The organism is Acetatifactor aquisgranensis, from assembly GCF_943193215.1.
GTDB classification, from domain to species: domain Bacteria; phylum Bacillota; class Clostridia; order Lachnospirales; family Lachnospiraceae; genus Acetatifactor; species Acetatifactor aquisgranensis.
The window spans coordinates 41179-57446 of sequence record NZ_CALPDH010000009.1 but is presented as its reverse complement, the minus strand read 5'-3'; the positions used below and the strand labels follow the sequence as shown (position 1 = coordinate 57446).

Genomic DNA, 16268 nt, shown 5'->3' with positions numbered 1-16268 from the left:
CTCCGGCCGTCCCGCAGCCTCAGTATACGTCAAAACCGTTCAGAATCGCCCCGGCGGTATCCGCGGTTTCCTCTGTGTAGGTAATCACGATAATCATTGCCCTCTCACCCTCCACGCGGAAGTAATAATCCTGCAGACACACATCATTACTCTCCACACGGGTATTCACCACCGCATAGGTCTCCCCCGCGATCTCCGCAGTGCCGCTGTCATCCAGGATTTCATAGACCGGCTCCTGCATAAGCCTTAAATGAAGAAGCGCAGCTTTTTTGTATTCCTCGGTCTCCATGCCTTTTACATACAGCTTCTCCACCGTGATGCCTACATTTGCATCATTGGCGAGGGTCATGCTCATCATTTCATACAGAGTCGTCAGCTTCAGATACTCCCGCTGCCTCTCCGTGTAGTTCTTCGCTGCCAGCTCCTCGCTGAGGCCCATCAGCGCATCCAGCCCCTCCTTGTTCAGCATGTAAAGTCCCTCCGGAGCAGTGTAGCGCAGGTTCCAATATTCGCTCTCCCAGCCCTCATCCGTGGTGACGCCCAGCGTGTAGGAATCCGTCTCTTCGTCCCCGCTTTCTTCCTGTTCTTCCGATGCGTCCGTCTCTTCCGGGTCTGCCTCTATGCTGTCTCCTCCCGTTTTGCCGCCTGTCCTGATCCGGATTTCTCCGCCGCTGTGGCTCTGGGATCTGTCGCTCCCTTTCAGGTCGATTTTACCATTTCCGCGGCCTGTACTGCCGCTTTGTTCCCGGCCGGCCTCATCCCCGCTTTCATGATCGTCTGCTGCACTGTCCTGTCCCGAATCCGCCTCAGGGTCATCCGCCTGGCTGCCCGGCTCCTCCCCTGCCTCCTCCGAAGCCTGGGAAGAACCATTCAGGCTGTCCATCCCCGGGATGCCCGCGCATGCAGACAGGAACATAGTCATTACTGTTATTGCAGTCACTGCGATACCTGTCTTTTTCCTCATAGATACCACCTCTTATTTATGCCCCTGCTCTTCCCGGAGCCTGCCCAGGAAGTCTTTAAGCCTCTCCATGGCAGTCTTCAGATTCTCCAGGGAAGCGGCATAGGATATCCGCAGATACCCCTCTCCGCAGTCGCCGAAAGCCGTCCCCGGCACCACGGCCACTCCTTCTTCTTTCAGGAACCGCATGGCAAAGTCATCGCTGCTCAGCCCGTACTCGCTGATACAGGGGAAAATGTAAAACGCCCCAAAGGGCTCAAAGCATTTCAGCCCCATCTCCCGGAAAGAATGCACCAGATAGCGCCGCCTCTGGTTGTAGGCCGTGCACATTTCCGCCACATCCTCGTCGCCGTTCTTCAGCGCCTCCACAGCCGCGTACTGGCTGGTGGTAGGGGCGCACATGATGGCGAACTGGTGAATCTTGATCATCTGCTCTATGATGTTCTTCGGCCCGCAGGCATAGCCCAGGCGCCAGCCGGTCATGGCGAATGCCTTGGAGAAACCGTTGATCAGTAAGGTGCGCTCTTTCATGCCCGGAAGCTGCGCGATGGACACATGCTTTTCCTTATAGGAAAGCTCAGAATAGATTTCATCCGACATGACATAGATGTCATGTTTCAGGATGACTTCCGCGACGGCCTCCAGGTCCTTGCGCTCCATAATGGCGCCGGTGGGGTTGTTGGGGAAAGGCAGCACGAGGATTTTCGTCCTCTCCGTGATGGCCTCCTCCAGTTCCCCGGCTGTAAGGCGGAATTCGTTTTCCTCTTTCAGGTTGATGATGACAGGCTTCGCTCCCGCCATCACCGCACAGGGCTCATAGGACACAAAGCTGGGCTGGGGAATCAGCACCTCGTCCCCGGGATTGATCATAGCCCGGAAGCCTATGTCGATGGCCTCGGATCCGCCCACTGTGACCAGAATCTCTTTCATGGGATCCTCATAGCGGATTCCCTGTTTCCGATACAGGTAATTTGCGATCTCCTCCCGGAGTTCCTTAAGGCCCGCGTTGGAAGTATAGAAAGTCTTCCCTTTCTCCAGGGAGTAAATGCCCTCGTCCCGGATATGCCAGGGAGTGTCGAAATCAGGCTCGCCTACCCCCAGGGAAATCGCCTCTTTCATCTCCTGGGCGATATCGAAAAATTTTCGGATGCCCGAGGGCTTGATTGCCACGACTTTTTCGGATAACGGATTTCTCATGGGGTAATCATCTCCCTTTCATCTTCTTTTTTCTTGGACAGCACCGTGCCGTGATCCTTGTATTTCTTCAGGATGAAATGGGTGGCTGTGCTGAGCACGGAATCCAGGGCGGAGAGTTTCTCCGATACGAATGCGGATATCTCCCTCAGGGTCTTGCCCTCCAGGATAATCATCAGGTCATAGCCGCCGGACATCAGATAGACGCTCTGGACCTCCGGATACTGATAGATGCGCTCGGCGATGCTGTCGAAGCCCTGTCCTCTCTGGGGCGTCACGCGCACTTCAATCAACGCGGATACTTTTTCCCGGGATGTCTTCTCCCAGTCAATCATGGTATGGTATCCACAGATGATGCCCTCTTTTTCCAGATTGGCCAGTTCATTTGCCGTCTCTGCTTCTCCGGCCCCCAGGAGGACTGACAGCTCCTTTAAATCGATTCGGCTGTTCTTTTCAATCAATGCCAACAATTCTTCTCTCATCTTCATAAACCTCTCTTTTCTTGTCATCCTCATATTTCCTCCGCATATCTGCGGGCTCACGCAGTGACCATACAGCACGGCAGCTCCCTCCGGCATTGCATTCCGGGCACAGAATTCTTCCCATGGCAGACTGCACAGGGAATCTCGGCTTTATCCGCTATGCGGCATCACCGCATAGATGCTGTCCGTCCCGGTTCTGTCCAGGTAGCGGGTTTCTCCGCCATTGAGCAGAATCCGGTCATGGCTGTCCGTGACTTTTCCCACAATGACTGCGGAGATCCGCGCCTCCTCCAGCGCCTGCCGCAGGCCGGGGCCGTCCCATGTGGCCATTATCAGGCATCCTCCGGAAAGCAGCTCATAGGGATTTACGCCGCAGCACTCGCACACTTCCACAGTCTCCTGGCGCAGGGGAAGTTTTCTCATATCAATGGTCAGCCCTGTGCCGGCGCCCTCCGCCAGCTCCCAGAGCGCCCCGAAGATTCCGCCCTCCGATGCGTCATGCATGGCACAGACGCCATGCGTCAAGGCTATCTCCGCTTCCGGCAGCACGGACAGATATTTTCCGAACGATGCCGCCTCCTCCACCAGCCAGGCGGGATAGCGCTCCAGCAACTGTCCGCGGCGGCACTGCGCAATCCGCGCCGTCCCCTCCAGGCCGATCCATTTGCTCAGAACCACATCCTGCCCCGGCGCTGCCGCCCTTGCACTGTAATCTCGGCCTTTTGCGGCGGCACCATAAGCCGTCACTGTGGCCAGAGGCGCGGATACCGCGGCGGTAATCCTTGTCTGTCCGCCGGCAATTTCTATGGATAATTCCGCGCATTTCTCCTCGGCCTCCGCCATCAGCGCCCTGATTTCAGGCTCCCGCACCGCCTCCGGCAAAAGCAGCGCAATCATCACCGCCACCGGGCGGGCGCCTCCCGCCGCCAGGTTGTTGGCGCATTTCACAATCAAATCCGCCAGTGCCATATCCGCTTCCCGGACAGGCTGCCTCGCTGCCGCGGCGCCTGCCCCCGCAGTCCGCAGCACAGCCTCCTGCACGCAGACCGCCGCTGTCTCCTCCGGGCCGGACGAGAAGATGGCGCAGTCTTCTCCCATGCCTGCGCCACTCAACACTTCACTTCTCTTTGTCCGTATCTGTCCCAGGACAGAACGCTTCATGGCATTCACCGGCAATTTCCCGGTTTTCATTCCGGCCAGCCCTGCCGGACCACTGCCTCCCGCAGACATCATTGTTCCTCAGCCGCGGGATCCACTGGAGGCGGCACCAGGTACGCGATCACATTCGCAACATGCTCTATGCTGCCAGTGCCGATTGCCGCCATGATTTCCTCATAGGCATAAGGGTCTTCCGTGCCCACCCCTACCACAGCGCTTCTGGGCACCATCCGGTAGCTGCTGCTGTTTATCTGGGTGCGCTCCGTCTCCTGTCCGTTCTCGGTGACAATTTTCCACAGTTCCGCCCTGTAGCCGATATGAAGATTATTGTCGGCGGCGAGATATCCCAGAGGCAGCGCCGGCTCCGCGGTAATCACGTCGGCGGGAGGATTGATGACCTCCAGCACCTTGCTCTCATAGCGGACCTCCCTCCCGGGGTCTCTGGACTCCTCACCGTAGATGGTAAAAGTCAGCTGCTTATTTTCCGTATGCCCCTCTATGTAAATCGGGCAGTCCAGGTTGTTCACGAACCGGAAATCCTTGTCCGCGCTCTCCGCAATGGCGGCGTCCGCGGAAGGATCCACATAGCTTACGATCATGGAGTGGTTAGAACGCTCCGTGACCTCCAGTTCCGACAGCAGGACCGTGTTGTACAGGGTGGTGGATACCTGACAGATGCCGCCGCCCATGCTGTCCACCACCTGGTTGTTCATGAAAGAGCCTGCCATATAATATCCGTTCTCCGCCGTAAAAGGCGTCACGCATTCCAGCATGGAGAACTCGTCCCCGGGATACAGCACCGTGCCGTTGATCAGCTCGCAGCCATTGGCTATATTTTCGCTTCTGTTAAAATTGGAGGAGCCGTAGGAAGTGGTAAAGGTTCCCAGCACATCCTTCACCCTGGCCAGTTCCTCGGCGCTTCCTCTGGGCTGGGATACTTCCACTACCAGAGGTATGCTGCAGGGCTGGCCGTCCCATCCGCTGGCCAAAAGCTCATGAACCTTGTCGAAAGAGGCTTCCACGTCCAGCGCGTAGCCGGTGTTCCCTCCCACTACCCGGAACTGGTCGTTCTCCCGGATCAGGCTGGCATCCAACGCCTCCACATCGTACTGCGTACACTCATCAATCAGGATATCCGTAAGCCCCTGAAAATCAAAGGACAGTTCCAGAGGGTAGATCAGATTCTCCCGCTGCAGGTCTTTCAGCATCTTGTAGCGCTCGATTACATTTCCCCGGGTGCCTACCTCCAGGGCCTCGGTAATAATCTCCCTGTTGGCCCAGGAAATCCCCAGTTCTCCCGCGGTCACGGGCACTTCATTGTCCTCCGCGGCCAGCAGCGTGATCTCCACGTCGCTGAGCGTATCCACATAGGCCTCCACGGCCTCCTCGGCCTCCCGGGCGCTCATGCCGGATAAATCCACCTCGCCCACAAAGATTCCCTCTTTGATGACATCATTTTCCTTGGCTGCTGCCATTGTCTTCGGCACCAGCATACATGCAAGCATAAGAGCGCACAGAAACCCTCTTCTCATCCATTTTTCCATTGCTTTCTTCCTTTCTCATTCACGCAGGCAGAAAATACCCAAAGCATATTTTCCGCTGTTGAATTAATAAACCAAATATGTTACAGTGGAAGCAACCATCGCAATCACCAGCAAGATGACGATTGCCGCCGAGATACGCTGGGTCGTCTTTTTATTATTCATGTTGAACATGACATACTCCTAACTGCCCGGGAACAGCCTGCGCCCCGCAGGCACCCTCAGGCGAATACTATCAGGAATTGTTCCGGTCATTTTTGAATAATTCCTTACGAAAGGATATTATATATGAATATCGGATTTTTGGCAAGTTTTATTACCTTTTGCCTGCTTGTTTCTTACAATATCAAAAAACAGGCGAGAAAGAGAAAGCGCGACGAAAAGGATTTCTGGGCCCGGGAGGCGGAGGCGAACTCTGTCCGCCGCAAACCCCTCGACGGCCTGCCGTATATCAAGATTCCCCTGGAGAGATTTCCCACCCATCTGCTGAACGACAGCGCGGAGGTGCTGGAGTGCATTGACGTCATAGAGTCTCTCACTTCCCGGAAAATCGTCAACCTCACCGGCTGGACCAACACGGATCTGAAGCTGGAGTACGGCGCCGCCAACATCACGGAGCTGTCCGAATACGATCAGAACTATACGCTGCTGGCCCGCACCCTGCAGAAATGGGCGGATGCGCTGACAGAGGCCGGATATGCAGACGACGCCGTAGTCATCATGGAGTTCGCCGTCAGCACCAATACGGACATCAGCCGCACTTATTATCAGCTGGCGGATTACTGGGCCGCCAGGGGCAGGGGAGATAAAATCGAGCAGATGATGAACACCGCGCAGGGCCTGCGGTCTTCCAATAAGGGCGCTATCCTGCGCCATCTGAAGCAGAGCCTGGATTCCATCGTCGGTGTGTTGTATTGACGCGGAAGTCCCGGACGGGCCGCCCTTGGACTATTTTATGCGGACAACGCTCCAATCAGAACCTATGGCAAATCATCTTCTGTTTCCTGCAGATTCACTATATGCGCTGCCGCCTCGCAGGTCAGGGGATTTCGCCTCCGGTAGTCGAAGAGGGCAAATCCGCAGACTGCGATATTCCCGCCTGGATTTCCCTGCCGCTCCGCCCTCTGCTTCGCGGCCCCGGAATCCTCCCCGCCGTAGCTCTCCGTCATTTTCCCGATGTCCCATACCGGCCGGGTGAAAGGCTCCAGATGGGTCATCTTACTGAGCTGTTTCCAGTCGTATCCCTCATAATCAGGAAGATATTTCCGCTCCCTTTCTTCTTTTTGGTAAAACGTTTTGGCTTTATCTTTGCAGTCATTTATGTCCGGGGCGAAATCCGGCCTGCTCTTCACATTTTCCCTCAGATAGATGTCATAGGTGAGGAGCTCTCTGTAAGCCTCCAGCCGTCCACCGTCATATTCCGCCGCAAAGTCTAACAGCACATGGTACCGATAACCCCTGGCCGGGCTGGCCGTGAAATAGCCTTTTTTTCTGTAGAAGTCCGCCAGCGCCTCATACATGGCAAAGGGGCCGGGGAACGCTTTCTCCAGGAAAGGCAAGGTATGGGTGAACTGGCAGCTGTTATAGTACAGCTCCACCATCTCTTCGATTCCTTTCAGCCGCAGCACATCCTCATAAGACAGCCATTTCGTGCACATCACCTCGTATGGGGGCCGCTCCAGGTAAGTGATGCCGTACTCTTCGGCCCGCTCCCACATTTCAGAGCCTTTCAGGACTTTCAGGAAGCCCAGCTGCAGCTGCTGTGGCTTCATCCCACAGACCCGGTCGAAAGACTTCCCGAAGCTTTCATAATCCTCATAAGGGAGCCCGGCAATCAGGTCCAGATGCAGATGGACATTATTGCTCCGGCGGATGGCGGCCACTGCCCGCTCCAGCCGCTCCACGTCCATCGCGCGCCGGACTGCCTTTAAGGTCTCCGGATTCACCGACTGGACGCCGATTTCCAGCTGGGCCAGCCCCGGGCGGAGACTGTTCAGCAGCGCGATTTCCTCTTCCCGTAAGATATCCGCCGAAATCTCAAAATGGAAGTTTGTGACACCATTGTCATGTTTTCGCAGATATTCCCAAATGGCCATGGCGTGCTTATGATTGCAGTTGAAAGTCCTGTCGATGAACTTTACCTGTTTGACATTGTTATCCAGGAAAAACTGAAGCTCCTTCTCAATGATACTGATATCCCGCAGGCGCACCCTCTTTTCTATGGAAGACAGGCAGTAGCTGCAGCGGTACGGGCAGCCCCGGCTGGTCTCGTAATAGAGGATCCTGTTCTCGAAAGGGGTCAGGTCGTCGTAGAGGAACGGGATGCTGTCCATGTCTGTCGGGGCGCGGTACGGAGTGTAGCCTGCAGGCAGGCACAGGCCCGGAATTTTCTGTAAATCTTCCGCTTCCTCCTGCAAATTCCTTTCCGGCAAAGCGCCCTCCGGCAGGTCTTTTTCCGACTGCAGTCTCTCCACTTTCGTCTCCCGACTCTGAATCTTTGCGGGCGTCCCCCCGGCTTCACATGCTCCGCACGCGCTTCTGCCCGGACTTTCCTGCGCTGCAAAGCCTGCGTCTGCGCAATCCGGCCGATTCACGTAGTAAGCCAGCAGCTCCCGGAAAGTGGCCTCTCCCTCCCCCACCATGATGCCGGACAGCCGGGGATACCGGCGCAATATGACATCAGCGTCATATGATACTTCCGGGCCCCCCAGCCAGATTCGCGTATCCGGCAGCAGCTTGGGAATCTCCCCCAGCAACTCCTGCACCAGCCTCCAGTTCCAGATATAGCAGGAAAAGCCGATCGCGTCCGGCTTCCTGGCATAGATGTCCGCAAGAATCTGGTGCATAGGCTGATTGATGGTATACTCCGTCAGCTCCACATGCCGCCGCAGTTCTTCTCCCGCGCAGGCCCGCAGGCTGTATACGGCGGGGTTGGAATGGATATATTTCGCGTTTATCGCTGTCAGTAAAAATGTAAAGTCCAAGGCTGTCCCTCCAAATCCTGCTTTTGTGAATCCGATAATCAAGCCTGTATTTCAGCCTCACACATATCGGCAATATCGGACGGCCCGCTCCGCCGCAGCTTAGAGATCTCATCGTACAGCAGCTTGCCTGTCCGGGACGCGACGAACCGGGGCAGCAAATCTGTCGGACTTAGATGCATTCCCTCCGCAAGCTCATCCGCCACCATTGTCACCATCAAGTCAATGGCATTCCGGCCTACAATCCAAACCGCTCCCCTGTCTTCTCCCACTCTGATTCCGGCGCCTCCGTCATGGAGTCCAGCCCCATTTCTTTCGCTCTGGCCTCCATGGCAAGGATGCAGCGGTAGAAATAATTGACGCCTGTCACCAGGCTCTTTTTGATTGCCTTGTTCAGTGTCATGCCGATTTCGTCCACACCGCTCTCCGTAAAGTCCCGCAGATACTCGTCCACATCGTAGGAAATGGACAGGAATTCCGCCTCCCATTTTTCTGACACCCCTGTCAGTATCGCAAACTGGGCGCGCCGTCCCACATTGTCCACGGCAAAGCCCAGGGAACCGGGATTGATATAGGTCTTCCCGTACATCCTGTCGATTTCCTGATGGTGACTGTGGCCTCCCAGCAGATAAGGATAATCCAGCGCCTCCATGACTTTCTCTTTCAGCCCTGCCTCCTCGTGGACATTCCCCCGCACCCTGCCGGGAGTGCCGTGGCAGAGGTACAGGGCAGGGCATCCCTCGATTCTCAGCTCCCGCTCTGTAGGAAGCGAAGCAAAAAAAGCCAAATCCTCCGGACGCATGTGCTGCAGGGTATAATAAAGCGTGCCGTTGGCGGAAGACGGCTTCCAGCCCTCCCTGTTTCCCACATTGTCCAGCAGATAATCCTCCCTGTTCCCCCGGAGCATACAGCAGTCACGGGTTTCCCTCATCCTATGCAGGAGTTCCATGGTCCGCTCCGGATAAGGGCTGTCCGTCACATAGTCGCCCAGGCAGATGATGCCATCCACCGGATGCTCTTCAATATATTCCAGAAAGGCCTCCAACGCCTTGTAATTCCCATGAACATCGCTGATCAGCGCCAGTCTCTTCATCCCAGCCTCCTTTTGTCATCCCTCTTCCCGCAGAATCTCCTCCGCCAGCTTCAGGGCCCCGGAACTGTAGTAATCGAATACCTCATCCCTTGCCTGAGAGCTGTCTGGCAGATCGCTTTCGATGAATTCGATATATTCGTTGAGCACCGCCAGCCGGATATCCGCCAGATACCGCTCATAGGAGGGCCTGCGCTCCAGCAGTTCATAGGTCCTGCGCACGAACAGGCCCTTATGCGCTTCTGTCATATAAAAGGGAAAGGTGCGCCTGTTCTCGGTGCCGTGGGCAATCATCCTTGCGATGTCCAGCGAATAGGGCATGATGCCGCCGAAAGCCCAGTCTACCAGCGTCACCTTTTTGTCCCAGAAAATAGCGTTGAACTGCAGGAAATCCCCATTGGAAAGCGTCCTGGGGCAGGTCAGCTGCCGCCTCAGGAAACAGTCGTAGGCCTCCCTTAACAGCGGCTCTTCTTTCAGGCATTCCGCCCTCTTATTGATCCGCTTCCAGTAGCGCTCAAAGCGGTCATCCTGTTTCTTCCGGGCAAACTCCGCCTCGTCTTCCTGCCAGTAGCGGTTGGCAATCCTGCTGATGCTTTCGGCACAGGCAATCGCCATGTCCGGCGTATAGTCCCGCAGATCTGTCCCCTCCACATATTCAATCAGAATCCACTGCTTTCCGTTCCATTTCGTACTTCCGAAATAAGCCGGAGCCGGGAGACCCTGGCCGTTCAGGAAATGTTCATATATACGGATTTCTGCTTCATCAGACTTTTTCAGCACATAATATTTGTCTCCTGCCGTTATTTTATATACGTTGTAACGGTTGACTTCGCCCTCTCCGTCATCGCAGAACTGCTCCGCGGAAATGTCCCCCGGTGTTATGCCCTCCCGCGTCATGTCCTCCGGGATAATATCCCTGTTATCACAATATAGAATTTCTCCCACCAACTGCCCGAACGGAATCTTTCCGGAAACGACTTTCTCTGTATACAATCCCCGCATAGCGGCCTCCTTTCACAAACATACATCTTAGGGCCTGCCCTCAAAAGCCCTTTTTCTGCCCGCGCTCCAGCAAATCGGCCAGCGTCACGCCGTCTATCACCTGATTCACGGCTGTCTGCACATCCCGCCAGACTCCCACTGTCTCGCAGGTATCGCAGCGCTCACAGGCCTCCCCGCCCTCCTCCAGGCAGGAGACCGGAGCCATAGACCCTTCTGTCAGACGCAGAATCATTCCCACTGTATAGTCCCCGGGGGGCCTGGCCAGCCGGTAGCCTCCCCGGGCGCCGCGGACGCTCTGCACGAAGCCTGCCTTGTTCAGCACGGCGATAATCTGTTCCAGATATTTCCCGGAAATCCCCTGTCTGGCGGCGATTTCCTTTACTTTGACGCATTCTCCCCCATCATGCCGGGCCAGTTCCAGCATGATGCGCACCGCGTATCTGCCTTTTGTCGAAATCTTCATAATAATTGCGCTATTCCCTCTGCCACACAGATTTCTTCCATCTGCCCATACTACATAACGTCAGAATTTATACTGTTTAACGATTTCACTTGCCATGAAACTATACCGCGATGGTTCAACATATATAGTATCAATTATACTATACGCCTGCATTTAATAGCAATACCCAAACAGACAATCCCGCAATCCCGGACGGAAGAAACCGCCGGGAACGCCAGCTCCCGGCGGCATACATAAGGCTTTCCTGAGAAAGCTTTCTGCAGTTTTCGGAGGACTTGTCAGGACTGGCTGTGCTTCATGCAAAAGCTTCCAATCTCCAGCACTTTCCTCTGGGCTGCCAGAACCTCTTCCTCGGTTCCGCTCCAGCGCTCCACATCCTCATGGATAAAGTACAGGACCCGGTCCGCCAGATTCGACAAAAAGCGCACCGCCACCCTGCCGGACGCTCCGGCCAGCGCAGCCGTCAACGTGGCCTCGTCCATATTCCGCAGCATGGTCTGTATCTCAAAATCCCCCAGGTCCGCAGCCTCCTCCAGGAGATCGGTTGCGTCTGAATACATTTCCTTATCCTTATAGGAATCGATGATTTCCTGTCTGGTGCGGTTCAGAATCTCTCCCATATGCCCTCCCTTTTGCCTGTACTCCATCCCGATATAGGATGCGATCAGCTCGCTTAACTCTTCCTGCTTTCCTCCGGCGAAAATCATCTTCAATGCCGCCGCTATCATGTGCCCTTCCCTCCGCTCTGCCTCCGGAAGCGCCTCCGCGTAGTTTTCCAGAAATCCAAAAGCCTGCTCCGGCTCCGTCTGCTTCATGGTGAGGTACATCATGTACGGAATGGAAAATGCCAGAAAAGCGCTTTCGCTTTTTAGCCCGGGGATTGCGGCCTGCATGGCAGGAAAGCCTTTCTGCCTGCTGATTTCACCGCATTTGAGCAAATCCTCCCCTGTCACGGACAGACGCAGCTTTTCCGCATCATATGCCCCCACGGCCTCTATCCGCGCGTCCTTTCTCCCCACCAGGTCATCGATATCGCACTCAAAGAAATCGGCCAGCGCCCACAGCAGCTCAATGCTCGGAACGGCCAGATCCCTCTCCCATTTGGAGACCGCCGCCGGAGTGACGCTCAGCACCTCCGCCAGCTGTTCCTGTGTCATTCCCTTCGCCATGCGCAGAGAATATATCCTCGCCCCCACTGCAACTTCATGATACTTTAATGAATCCATGTGAACCCCTTTCCGGCATGCCCGGCTGATGCCTGCGGCATCCTGTGACTCTATCAGTATTTCCATGATTAGTCTACCCTGCGCCGCTCCCGGAGTCAAAGGATAAACATTCCTTTTTTAGAAACCAGTAGTTTCACAAGGCCCCATTGGCAGATATTCGCGGCGGAAATGGTTGCCAGAACCGATACGCCGCATTATAATGGTATCAGGGAGACTGTTGATTATGAATCCGAAAACGTGATTCTGGAGAACCTTACCAGAGAATACATTGTCGAAAAGAGGCTTTTTCCCTACATCCCTTTCTATATCGCCAGATATGAAAAGGACATCACATCGGAAGGGAACGTGGACCGTGCCATAGAGGATTTGACCTATTTTAAGGACGCGCTGCTGCGCCTCCGCGGGACGGCCGAACTGTCCGATGCGGAAATGATAGATCTGATGGGTTTTGTGAATACTATCATCACACATATTGCCAATGGGAACAAGAACGAAGAAAGGCTGGTGAATGTAATGGGAGGAACTATAATTGAGACAGAGTCCGAGAAATGGATACGCCGCGGCATGCAGCAGGGCATGCAGCAGGGCGTGCAGCAGGGCATGCAGCAGGGGCAGGCAAAGATGATTGTCGAACTGGGGCAGGATGACGGACAGGACGACGAGACCATTTTAAAGAGGCTCCGGGAAAAGATAGGCCTGTCCTTAGAAGAAGCGAAGGACTGCCTGGCAAAATATGGAAAACAGCTTGTCTGACTTCCTGTATGGCCATATCAGAAAGGAATGCAGGGTACAGCAGGGACAAAATACACTTCCACAATTTCCTCACAGGAATGCGCACAGGCAGAAACGTGACCCTGGAGCAGCTAAGTCTCGGCCCGTGCTCCGCTGTCGTTATCTTCCGCTTTTACTGCTTTTGCGGCTGAAGAGACCCCAACATCCGTACAAGCCCAGCGAAGTGGCTGCCGAAGCTTGGACAACCGTGACAAAAAATGGCAAGAATGTATATCATAAAACCGGCGCAAAAATAGGATATAACCACACCTGCAACGACCCAGATAACCATAAATCCAAGTCTCCAACAATCTGTACACCAACGCAATTTCAGAGCAGGAATGCCAAATTCTTCCTGCTTTGAATTGTCTAATAAGCAAAGGGAGCATGCAGTATGCCAAAAATCCGAAAAGCCTTGCTGGCAGCCATATTCATGATGATTGGTTTTACCGTTCCTGTCATCCTCCACGTCATTTCCGATATGGACCTGAACATAAGAATCAGCCGGGAATTCTACAGCAATCACGCGGCTGCATTCTGGGCAGCGGGCTCTGACAGGGCCGACATCGAATATATAATGGAACATATGAAAAAAGGCAGCATCCTGTATGGCGAGATAGACAGATACTGCCGCGGCGTATACATAAAGGACAGCAGAGGCGCGTTTCCCGTCATATGGGGGAGGAGCTTTCAGAGTTCAGACTTTTTTGCTGGCAAAAAAGTCGCTCTGATCGGACGCAACCGCAGGGATGACTGCCAGACCATCGATGGCAGGACTTATTACGCGGTGCAAGACGAGCTTTATGAAGTAATCGGAATCCTTGGCACCGAATCTCCCAGCCTGCTGGACAATTATCTGTGGATCAATCTGGATGCCATGCTGGATGTTTTCCAGTCAGATGGCTTTTATGTATTAGACGGTGGGCGGGAAAGCAGAAGTCTCCTGCAGGATGACGCTCTTGGCAGCATCATAAGCGAAACGGAAATCGAAAAAGTGGGAGTCAGAGCCATGTACAAAGAGCGCAATACTGGTTTAGCCGTATTTGTTTCAGTGCTATTGTGCCTTTTAATCTGTGCTATAATCAGCATATCATATTGGCTGGAAAGTCAAAAATATCCTCTGTCCGTGAAGAGGCTGTGCGGAGTATCGGATCTCCATATACTGCTGGATCTCCTGGGGGATTTTATGCTTACATGCAGCCCGTGTTACCTGCTCGGGAGCGCAGCCGCCATATTGTCATTGAAGAGCCGATACAGCCGCCTGGATGTGCTTTATGCCTTAACTGTTTCGGTTCTGCTGATTCCACTTTCCATGGTACCTGTCATCCTGTATCTGAGGAATTGGACAAATCGTTACCTGAGGTGAATGATATGATAATGGAGCAATTGATCCTTAATATAAAAAAGACGAAATTCATGTTCCTCCTTATGATAGTCCTTCTTACCGTGGTCTTCTTCCTGCTGAATTTCCTTTTTACGGAATCCGGAGATGTCCGGGTGGTAGATGAGCGTCTAAAGACCATATATAACGGCAAAGAATATTTCTTCGTCTCCAAGGAGTTCGAAGATGGAGATTCCGGCATATTCTACCACTCCCTGGACAGGCTGAACGATTTGAAAAATGCTCAGCGCGAATTGATGAATCAGCAGATTTTTGAATACTATCTGCAGATCAGACAACCGCTTGAACTTGTGGAATTCAAAGACAATATAAGCTTTATAGCCAATTACAGAGAAGGCTCAAAGGACAACAGCTTTGAAATGTCCGGCCAGACTTATTTCCGGGCAAAGGCTTATTATATCTCACAAAATATAATTGGGAAATTGGGGCTGAATGTCAGCTTTGGACGGCCGCTCCAAAATGACGATTTCATATACAGAAATGATTATGTTCCTGTAATGGTCGGGCGCAATTATGCCGACAATTTCTCGGTAGGCGATATGCTTCAGGGCTTTTATTGGAATAAGAGCGTCGATTTCAAAATCATAGGCATTTTAGAGGAAAGCGAATCGATGCTAAGTTTTTCGCAGGATAACATCGAGGTGTTGGATGATTATATCCTTGTTCCGGCTTTGGATTTCCCATATGACCCTGTTGATATTCACAACGAGGATTCCCAACCGGATGACGAGCGGCTGATGCAGGAAGTAGCATATTCCTCGTACCTCAATTTCATCATCACCATGTCAGAGGGCTATGAACTCAATGACTTTGTCGCATACTATGACAGCATCCGCAGCAAATATAATATCCCCGAATACTATATAGCAGATGTCAGCATGTTCACCGTCAGGATGCTGCAGCTTTCCAATGCGGAATACTATGACAGCACATTGTTCCTGGTCTGCTGCATTGCTGTATTTTCCTTCCTCTGCATGTGCGTCTATTTGTCATTGAACAGCCTGAGAAACCTAAATGCTTACTATACTCATATATTGCTGGGCGCAGGATATTTCAGGATATATATAATGATTCTGTCTGAGGCGCTCCTGATTGCCGCGATCTGTCATCTGTCGGCTTTTTTCATCAGCGGTGCCGTAAGCGGCTCCTATAGCTTTCCACTTGTGGCCGCAAGCTTCCTGTTGTCTCCTCTGACCGCCATGCCCGCAATGGCAATCGTCAGGAAACTTACAGGAACGGATTTTTTATGGAGGAAAGAGTGAGGAGGATAATTTGATGGAAAAAATAGCGCTGCGCAACATCAAGAAGAGCTTCGGAACCGGCGACAGGGCAGTACATGCCCTGCAAGGTATCAACCTGTCCATAAAAGAAGGGGAAATGGTAGCCGTCATGGGCAAAAGCGGCTCCGGCAAGTCTACGCTGCTGAATGTTTTAGGCGGTCTGGTTCAAGTGGACGAGGGCGAATATCTCTTTGAGGGCAGCCGGATCAATGGCCTGAGCCAGAGACAGTTAAGCGCTTTCCGCTCCCGGAAAATCGGCTTCATCCTCCAGTACCACGCGCTTCTCGACGATAGAACAGTCTTCCAGAATATAGCGCTCCCGCTGCAATACGGGAAGAGCAATAAGAACGCCATATCCGCCAGGGTAGAGGAATTATTGCGGCAGCTGGAGATATATGACAAACGAGACAGCCATCCCTATGAATTATCTGGCGGCCAATGCCAGCGCACCGCCATAGCAAGGGCCCTGGCGAACAATCCGGACGTGCTGTTGGCAGATGAACCCACCGGTTCCCTGGACTCCCACACAGAGACCACAATAATGGAGATGTTCCGGCAAATGAACCGCGCAGGCAAGACAATCATCATAGTGACCCACGATAAGTCGGTAGCCGACTACTGCAATCGGATTGTCATCATAAAAGACGGCATGGTACAATGACCAGTGTTCTTGCAGTGAGCACATTAGCTCCAGGCAGTTATGGCTCTGGGACCGGC

General features: G+C 53.6%; 16 protein-coding genes. 5 read left to right on the top strand and 11 right to left on the bottom strand.

Annotated features, from left to right (window positions below):
* Nucleotides 1-19: 19 nt before the first annotated feature.
* The 5 genes from NFS35_RS09585 to NFS35_RS09565 all read right to left on the bottom strand — a co-directional run bounded on the left by NFS35_RS09585 (nt 20) and on the right by NFS35_RS09565 (nt 5339).
* On the bottom strand, nt 20-964 hold the full coding sequence (locus tag NFS35_RS09585; RefSeq protein ID WP_251206902.1) for a hypothetical protein: 945 nt from the start codon (nt 962-964) through the stop codon (nt 20-22).
* Between the two features lie 12 nt (nt 965-976).
* Nucleotides 977-2158 carry an aminotransferase class I/II-fold pyridoxal phosphate-dependent enzyme gene (locus NFS35_RS09580; protein ID WP_251206901.1) on the bottom strand — a complete coding sequence of 394 codons (1182 nt, stop codon included), beginning with the start codon at nt 2156-2158 and terminating at the stop codon, nt 977-979.
* Nucleotides 2155-2637 carry an Lrp/AsnC family transcriptional regulator gene (locus NFS35_RS09575; protein WP_251206999.1) on the bottom strand — a complete coding sequence of 161 codons (483 nt, stop codon included), beginning with the start codon at nt 2635-2637 and terminating at the stop codon, nt 2155-2157. Before NFS35_RS09575 ends, NFS35_RS09580 begins: the two co-directional genes overlap by 4 nt.
* Before the next feature lie 150 nt (nt 2638-2787).
* Nucleotides 2788-3828, bottom strand: a complete 1041-nt coding sequence (locus NFS35_RS09570) for an AIR synthase-related protein (RefSeq protein WP_251206900.1) — start codon at nt 3826-3828, stop codon at nt 2788-2790.
* Nucleotides 3829-3866: 38 nt separating this feature from the next.
* Nucleotides 3867-5339 (bottom strand): VanW family protein, encoded by a 1473-nt coding sequence (locus NFS35_RS09565; RefSeq protein WP_251206899.1) that lies wholly within the window; start codon nt 5337-5339, stop codon nt 3867-3869.
* 285 nt (nt 5340-5624) lie between these two features.
* Here NFS35_RS09565 and NFS35_RS09560 point away from each other — a divergent pair, with 285 nt between their 5' ends.
* Nucleotides 5625-6254: a hypothetical protein gene (locus tag NFS35_RS09560; RefSeq protein ID WP_251206898.1), complete on the top strand. Its 630-nt coding sequence runs from the start codon at nt 5625-5627 to the stop codon at nt 6252-6254.
* Nucleotides 6255-6316: 62 nt separating this feature from the next.
* On the opposite strand, the gene NFS35_RS09555 is transcribed toward NFS35_RS09560, so the two are convergent.
* From NFS35_RS09555 to NFS35_RS09530, 6 genes are all read right to left on the bottom strand, one after another.
* Nucleotides 6317-8320 (bottom strand): B12-binding domain-containing radical SAM protein, encoded by a 2004-nt coding sequence (locus NFS35_RS09555; RefSeq protein ID WP_251206897.1) that lies wholly within the window; start codon nt 8318-8320, stop codon nt 6317-6319.
* Between the two features lie 38 nt (nt 8321-8358).
* Complete coding sequence (locus NFS35_RS09550; protein ID WP_251206896.1) at nt 8359-8589, bottom strand: hypothetical protein; 231 nt, start codon at nt 8587-8589, stop codon at nt 8359-8361.
* Complete coding sequence (locus NFS35_RS09545; RefSeq protein ID WP_251206895.1) at nt 8556-9410, bottom strand: metallophosphoesterase family protein; 855 nt, start codon at nt 9408-9410, stop codon at nt 8556-8558. The genes NFS35_RS09550 and NFS35_RS09545 overlap by 34 nt, the downstream gene beginning before the upstream one ends.
* A gap of 15 nt (nt 9411-9425) precedes the next feature.
* Nucleotides 9426-10409 carry an aminoglycoside phosphotransferase family protein gene (locus NFS35_RS09540; RefSeq protein WP_251206894.1) on the bottom strand — a complete coding sequence of 328 codons (984 nt, stop codon included), beginning with the start codon at nt 10407-10409 and terminating at the stop codon, nt 9426-9428.
* A gap of 40 nt (nt 10410-10449) precedes the next feature.
* Complete coding sequence (locus NFS35_RS09535) at nt 10450-10872, bottom strand: RrF2 family transcriptional regulator (RefSeq protein ID WP_251206893.1); 423 nt, start codon at nt 10870-10872, stop codon at nt 10450-10452.
* A gap of 278 nt (nt 10873-11150) precedes the next feature.
* Complete coding sequence (locus tag NFS35_RS09530; RefSeq protein ID WP_251206892.1) at nt 11151-12164, bottom strand: helix-turn-helix domain-containing protein; 1014 nt, start codon at nt 12162-12164, stop codon at nt 11151-11153.
* A gap of 102 nt (nt 12165-12266) precedes the next feature.
* Between NFS35_RS09530 and NFS35_RS09525 the strand changes: the two genes are divergently transcribed.
* From NFS35_RS09525 to NFS35_RS09510, 4 genes are all read left to right on the top strand, one after another.
* On the top strand, nt 12267-12851 hold the full coding sequence (locus NFS35_RS09525; RefSeq protein ID WP_251206891.1) for a hypothetical protein: 585 nt from the start codon (nt 12267-12269) through the stop codon (nt 12849-12851).
* 412 nt (nt 12852-13263) lie between these two features.
* Entirely contained in the window at nt 13264-14235 is a 972-nt protein-coding gene (locus tag NFS35_RS09520) for an ABC transporter permease (RefSeq protein WP_251206890.1), read from the top strand.
* A gap of 11 nt (nt 14236-14246) precedes the next feature.
* Complete coding sequence (locus NFS35_RS09515; RefSeq protein ID WP_251206889.1) at nt 14247-15533, top strand: hypothetical protein; 1287 nt, start codon at nt 14247-14249, stop codon at nt 15531-15533.
* 13 nt (nt 15534-15546) lie between these two features.
* Complete coding sequence (locus NFS35_RS09510; RefSeq protein WP_251206888.1) at nt 15547-16212, top strand: ABC transporter ATP-binding protein; 666 nt, start codon at nt 15547-15549, stop codon at nt 16210-16212.
* Nucleotides 16213-16268: the final 56 nt, after the last annotated feature.

Bases quoted from the DNA above. Each gene is read 5' to 3' on its own strand.
- NFS35_RS09585 (WP_251206902.1), bottom strand. From the start codon at position 964: ATGAGGAAAAAGACAGGTATCGCAGTGACTGCAATAACAGTAATGACT.
- NFS35_RS09580 (WP_251206901.1), bottom strand. From the start codon at position 2,158: ATGAGAAATCCGTTATCCGAAAAAGTCGTGGCAATCAAGCCCTCGGGC.
- NFS35_RS09575 (WP_251206999.1), bottom strand. From the start codon at position 2,637: ATGAGAGAAGAATTGTTGGCATTGATTGAAAAGAACAGCCGAATCGAT.
- NFS35_RS09570 (WP_251206900.1), bottom strand. From the start codon at position 3,828: ATGAAAACCGGGAAATTGCCGGTGAATGCCATGAAGCGTTCTGTCCTG.
- NFS35_RS09565 (WP_251206899.1), bottom strand. From the start codon at position 5,339: ATGGAAAAATGGATGAGAAGAGGGTTTCTGTGCGCTCTTATGCTTGCA.
- NFS35_RS09560 (WP_251206898.1), top strand. From the start codon at position 5,625: ATGAATATCGGATTTTTGGCAAGTTTTATTACCTTTTGCCTGCTTGTT.
- NFS35_RS09545 (WP_251206895.1), bottom strand. From the start codon at position 9,410: ATGAAGAGACTGGCGCTGATCAGCGATGTTCATGGGAATTACAAGGCG.
- NFS35_RS09540 (WP_251206894.1), bottom strand. From the start codon at position 10,409: ATGCGGGGATTGTATACAGAGAAAGTCGTTTCCGGAAAGATTCCGTTC.
- NFS35_RS09535 (WP_251206893.1), bottom strand. From the start codon at position 10,872: ATGAAGATTTCGACAAAAGGCAGATACGCGGTGCGCATCATGCTGGAA.
- NFS35_RS09530 (WP_251206892.1), bottom strand. From the start codon at position 12,164: ATGGAAATACTGATAGAGTCACAGGATGCCGCAGGCATCAGCCGGGCA.
- NFS35_RS09525 (WP_251206891.1), top strand. From the start codon at position 12,267: ATGGTTGCCAGAACCGATACGCCGCATTATAATGGTATCAGGGAGACT.
- NFS35_RS09520 (WP_251206890.1), top strand. From the start codon at position 13,264: ATGCCAAAAATCCGAAAAGCCTTGCTGGCAGCCATATTCATGATGATT.
- NFS35_RS09515 (WP_251206889.1), top strand. From the start codon at position 14,247: ATGGAGCAATTGATCCTTAATATAAAAAAGACGAAATTCATGTTCCTC.
- NFS35_RS09510 (WP_251206888.1), top strand. From the start codon at position 15,547: ATGGAAAAAATAGCGCTGCGCAACATCAAGAAGAGCTTCGGAACCGGC.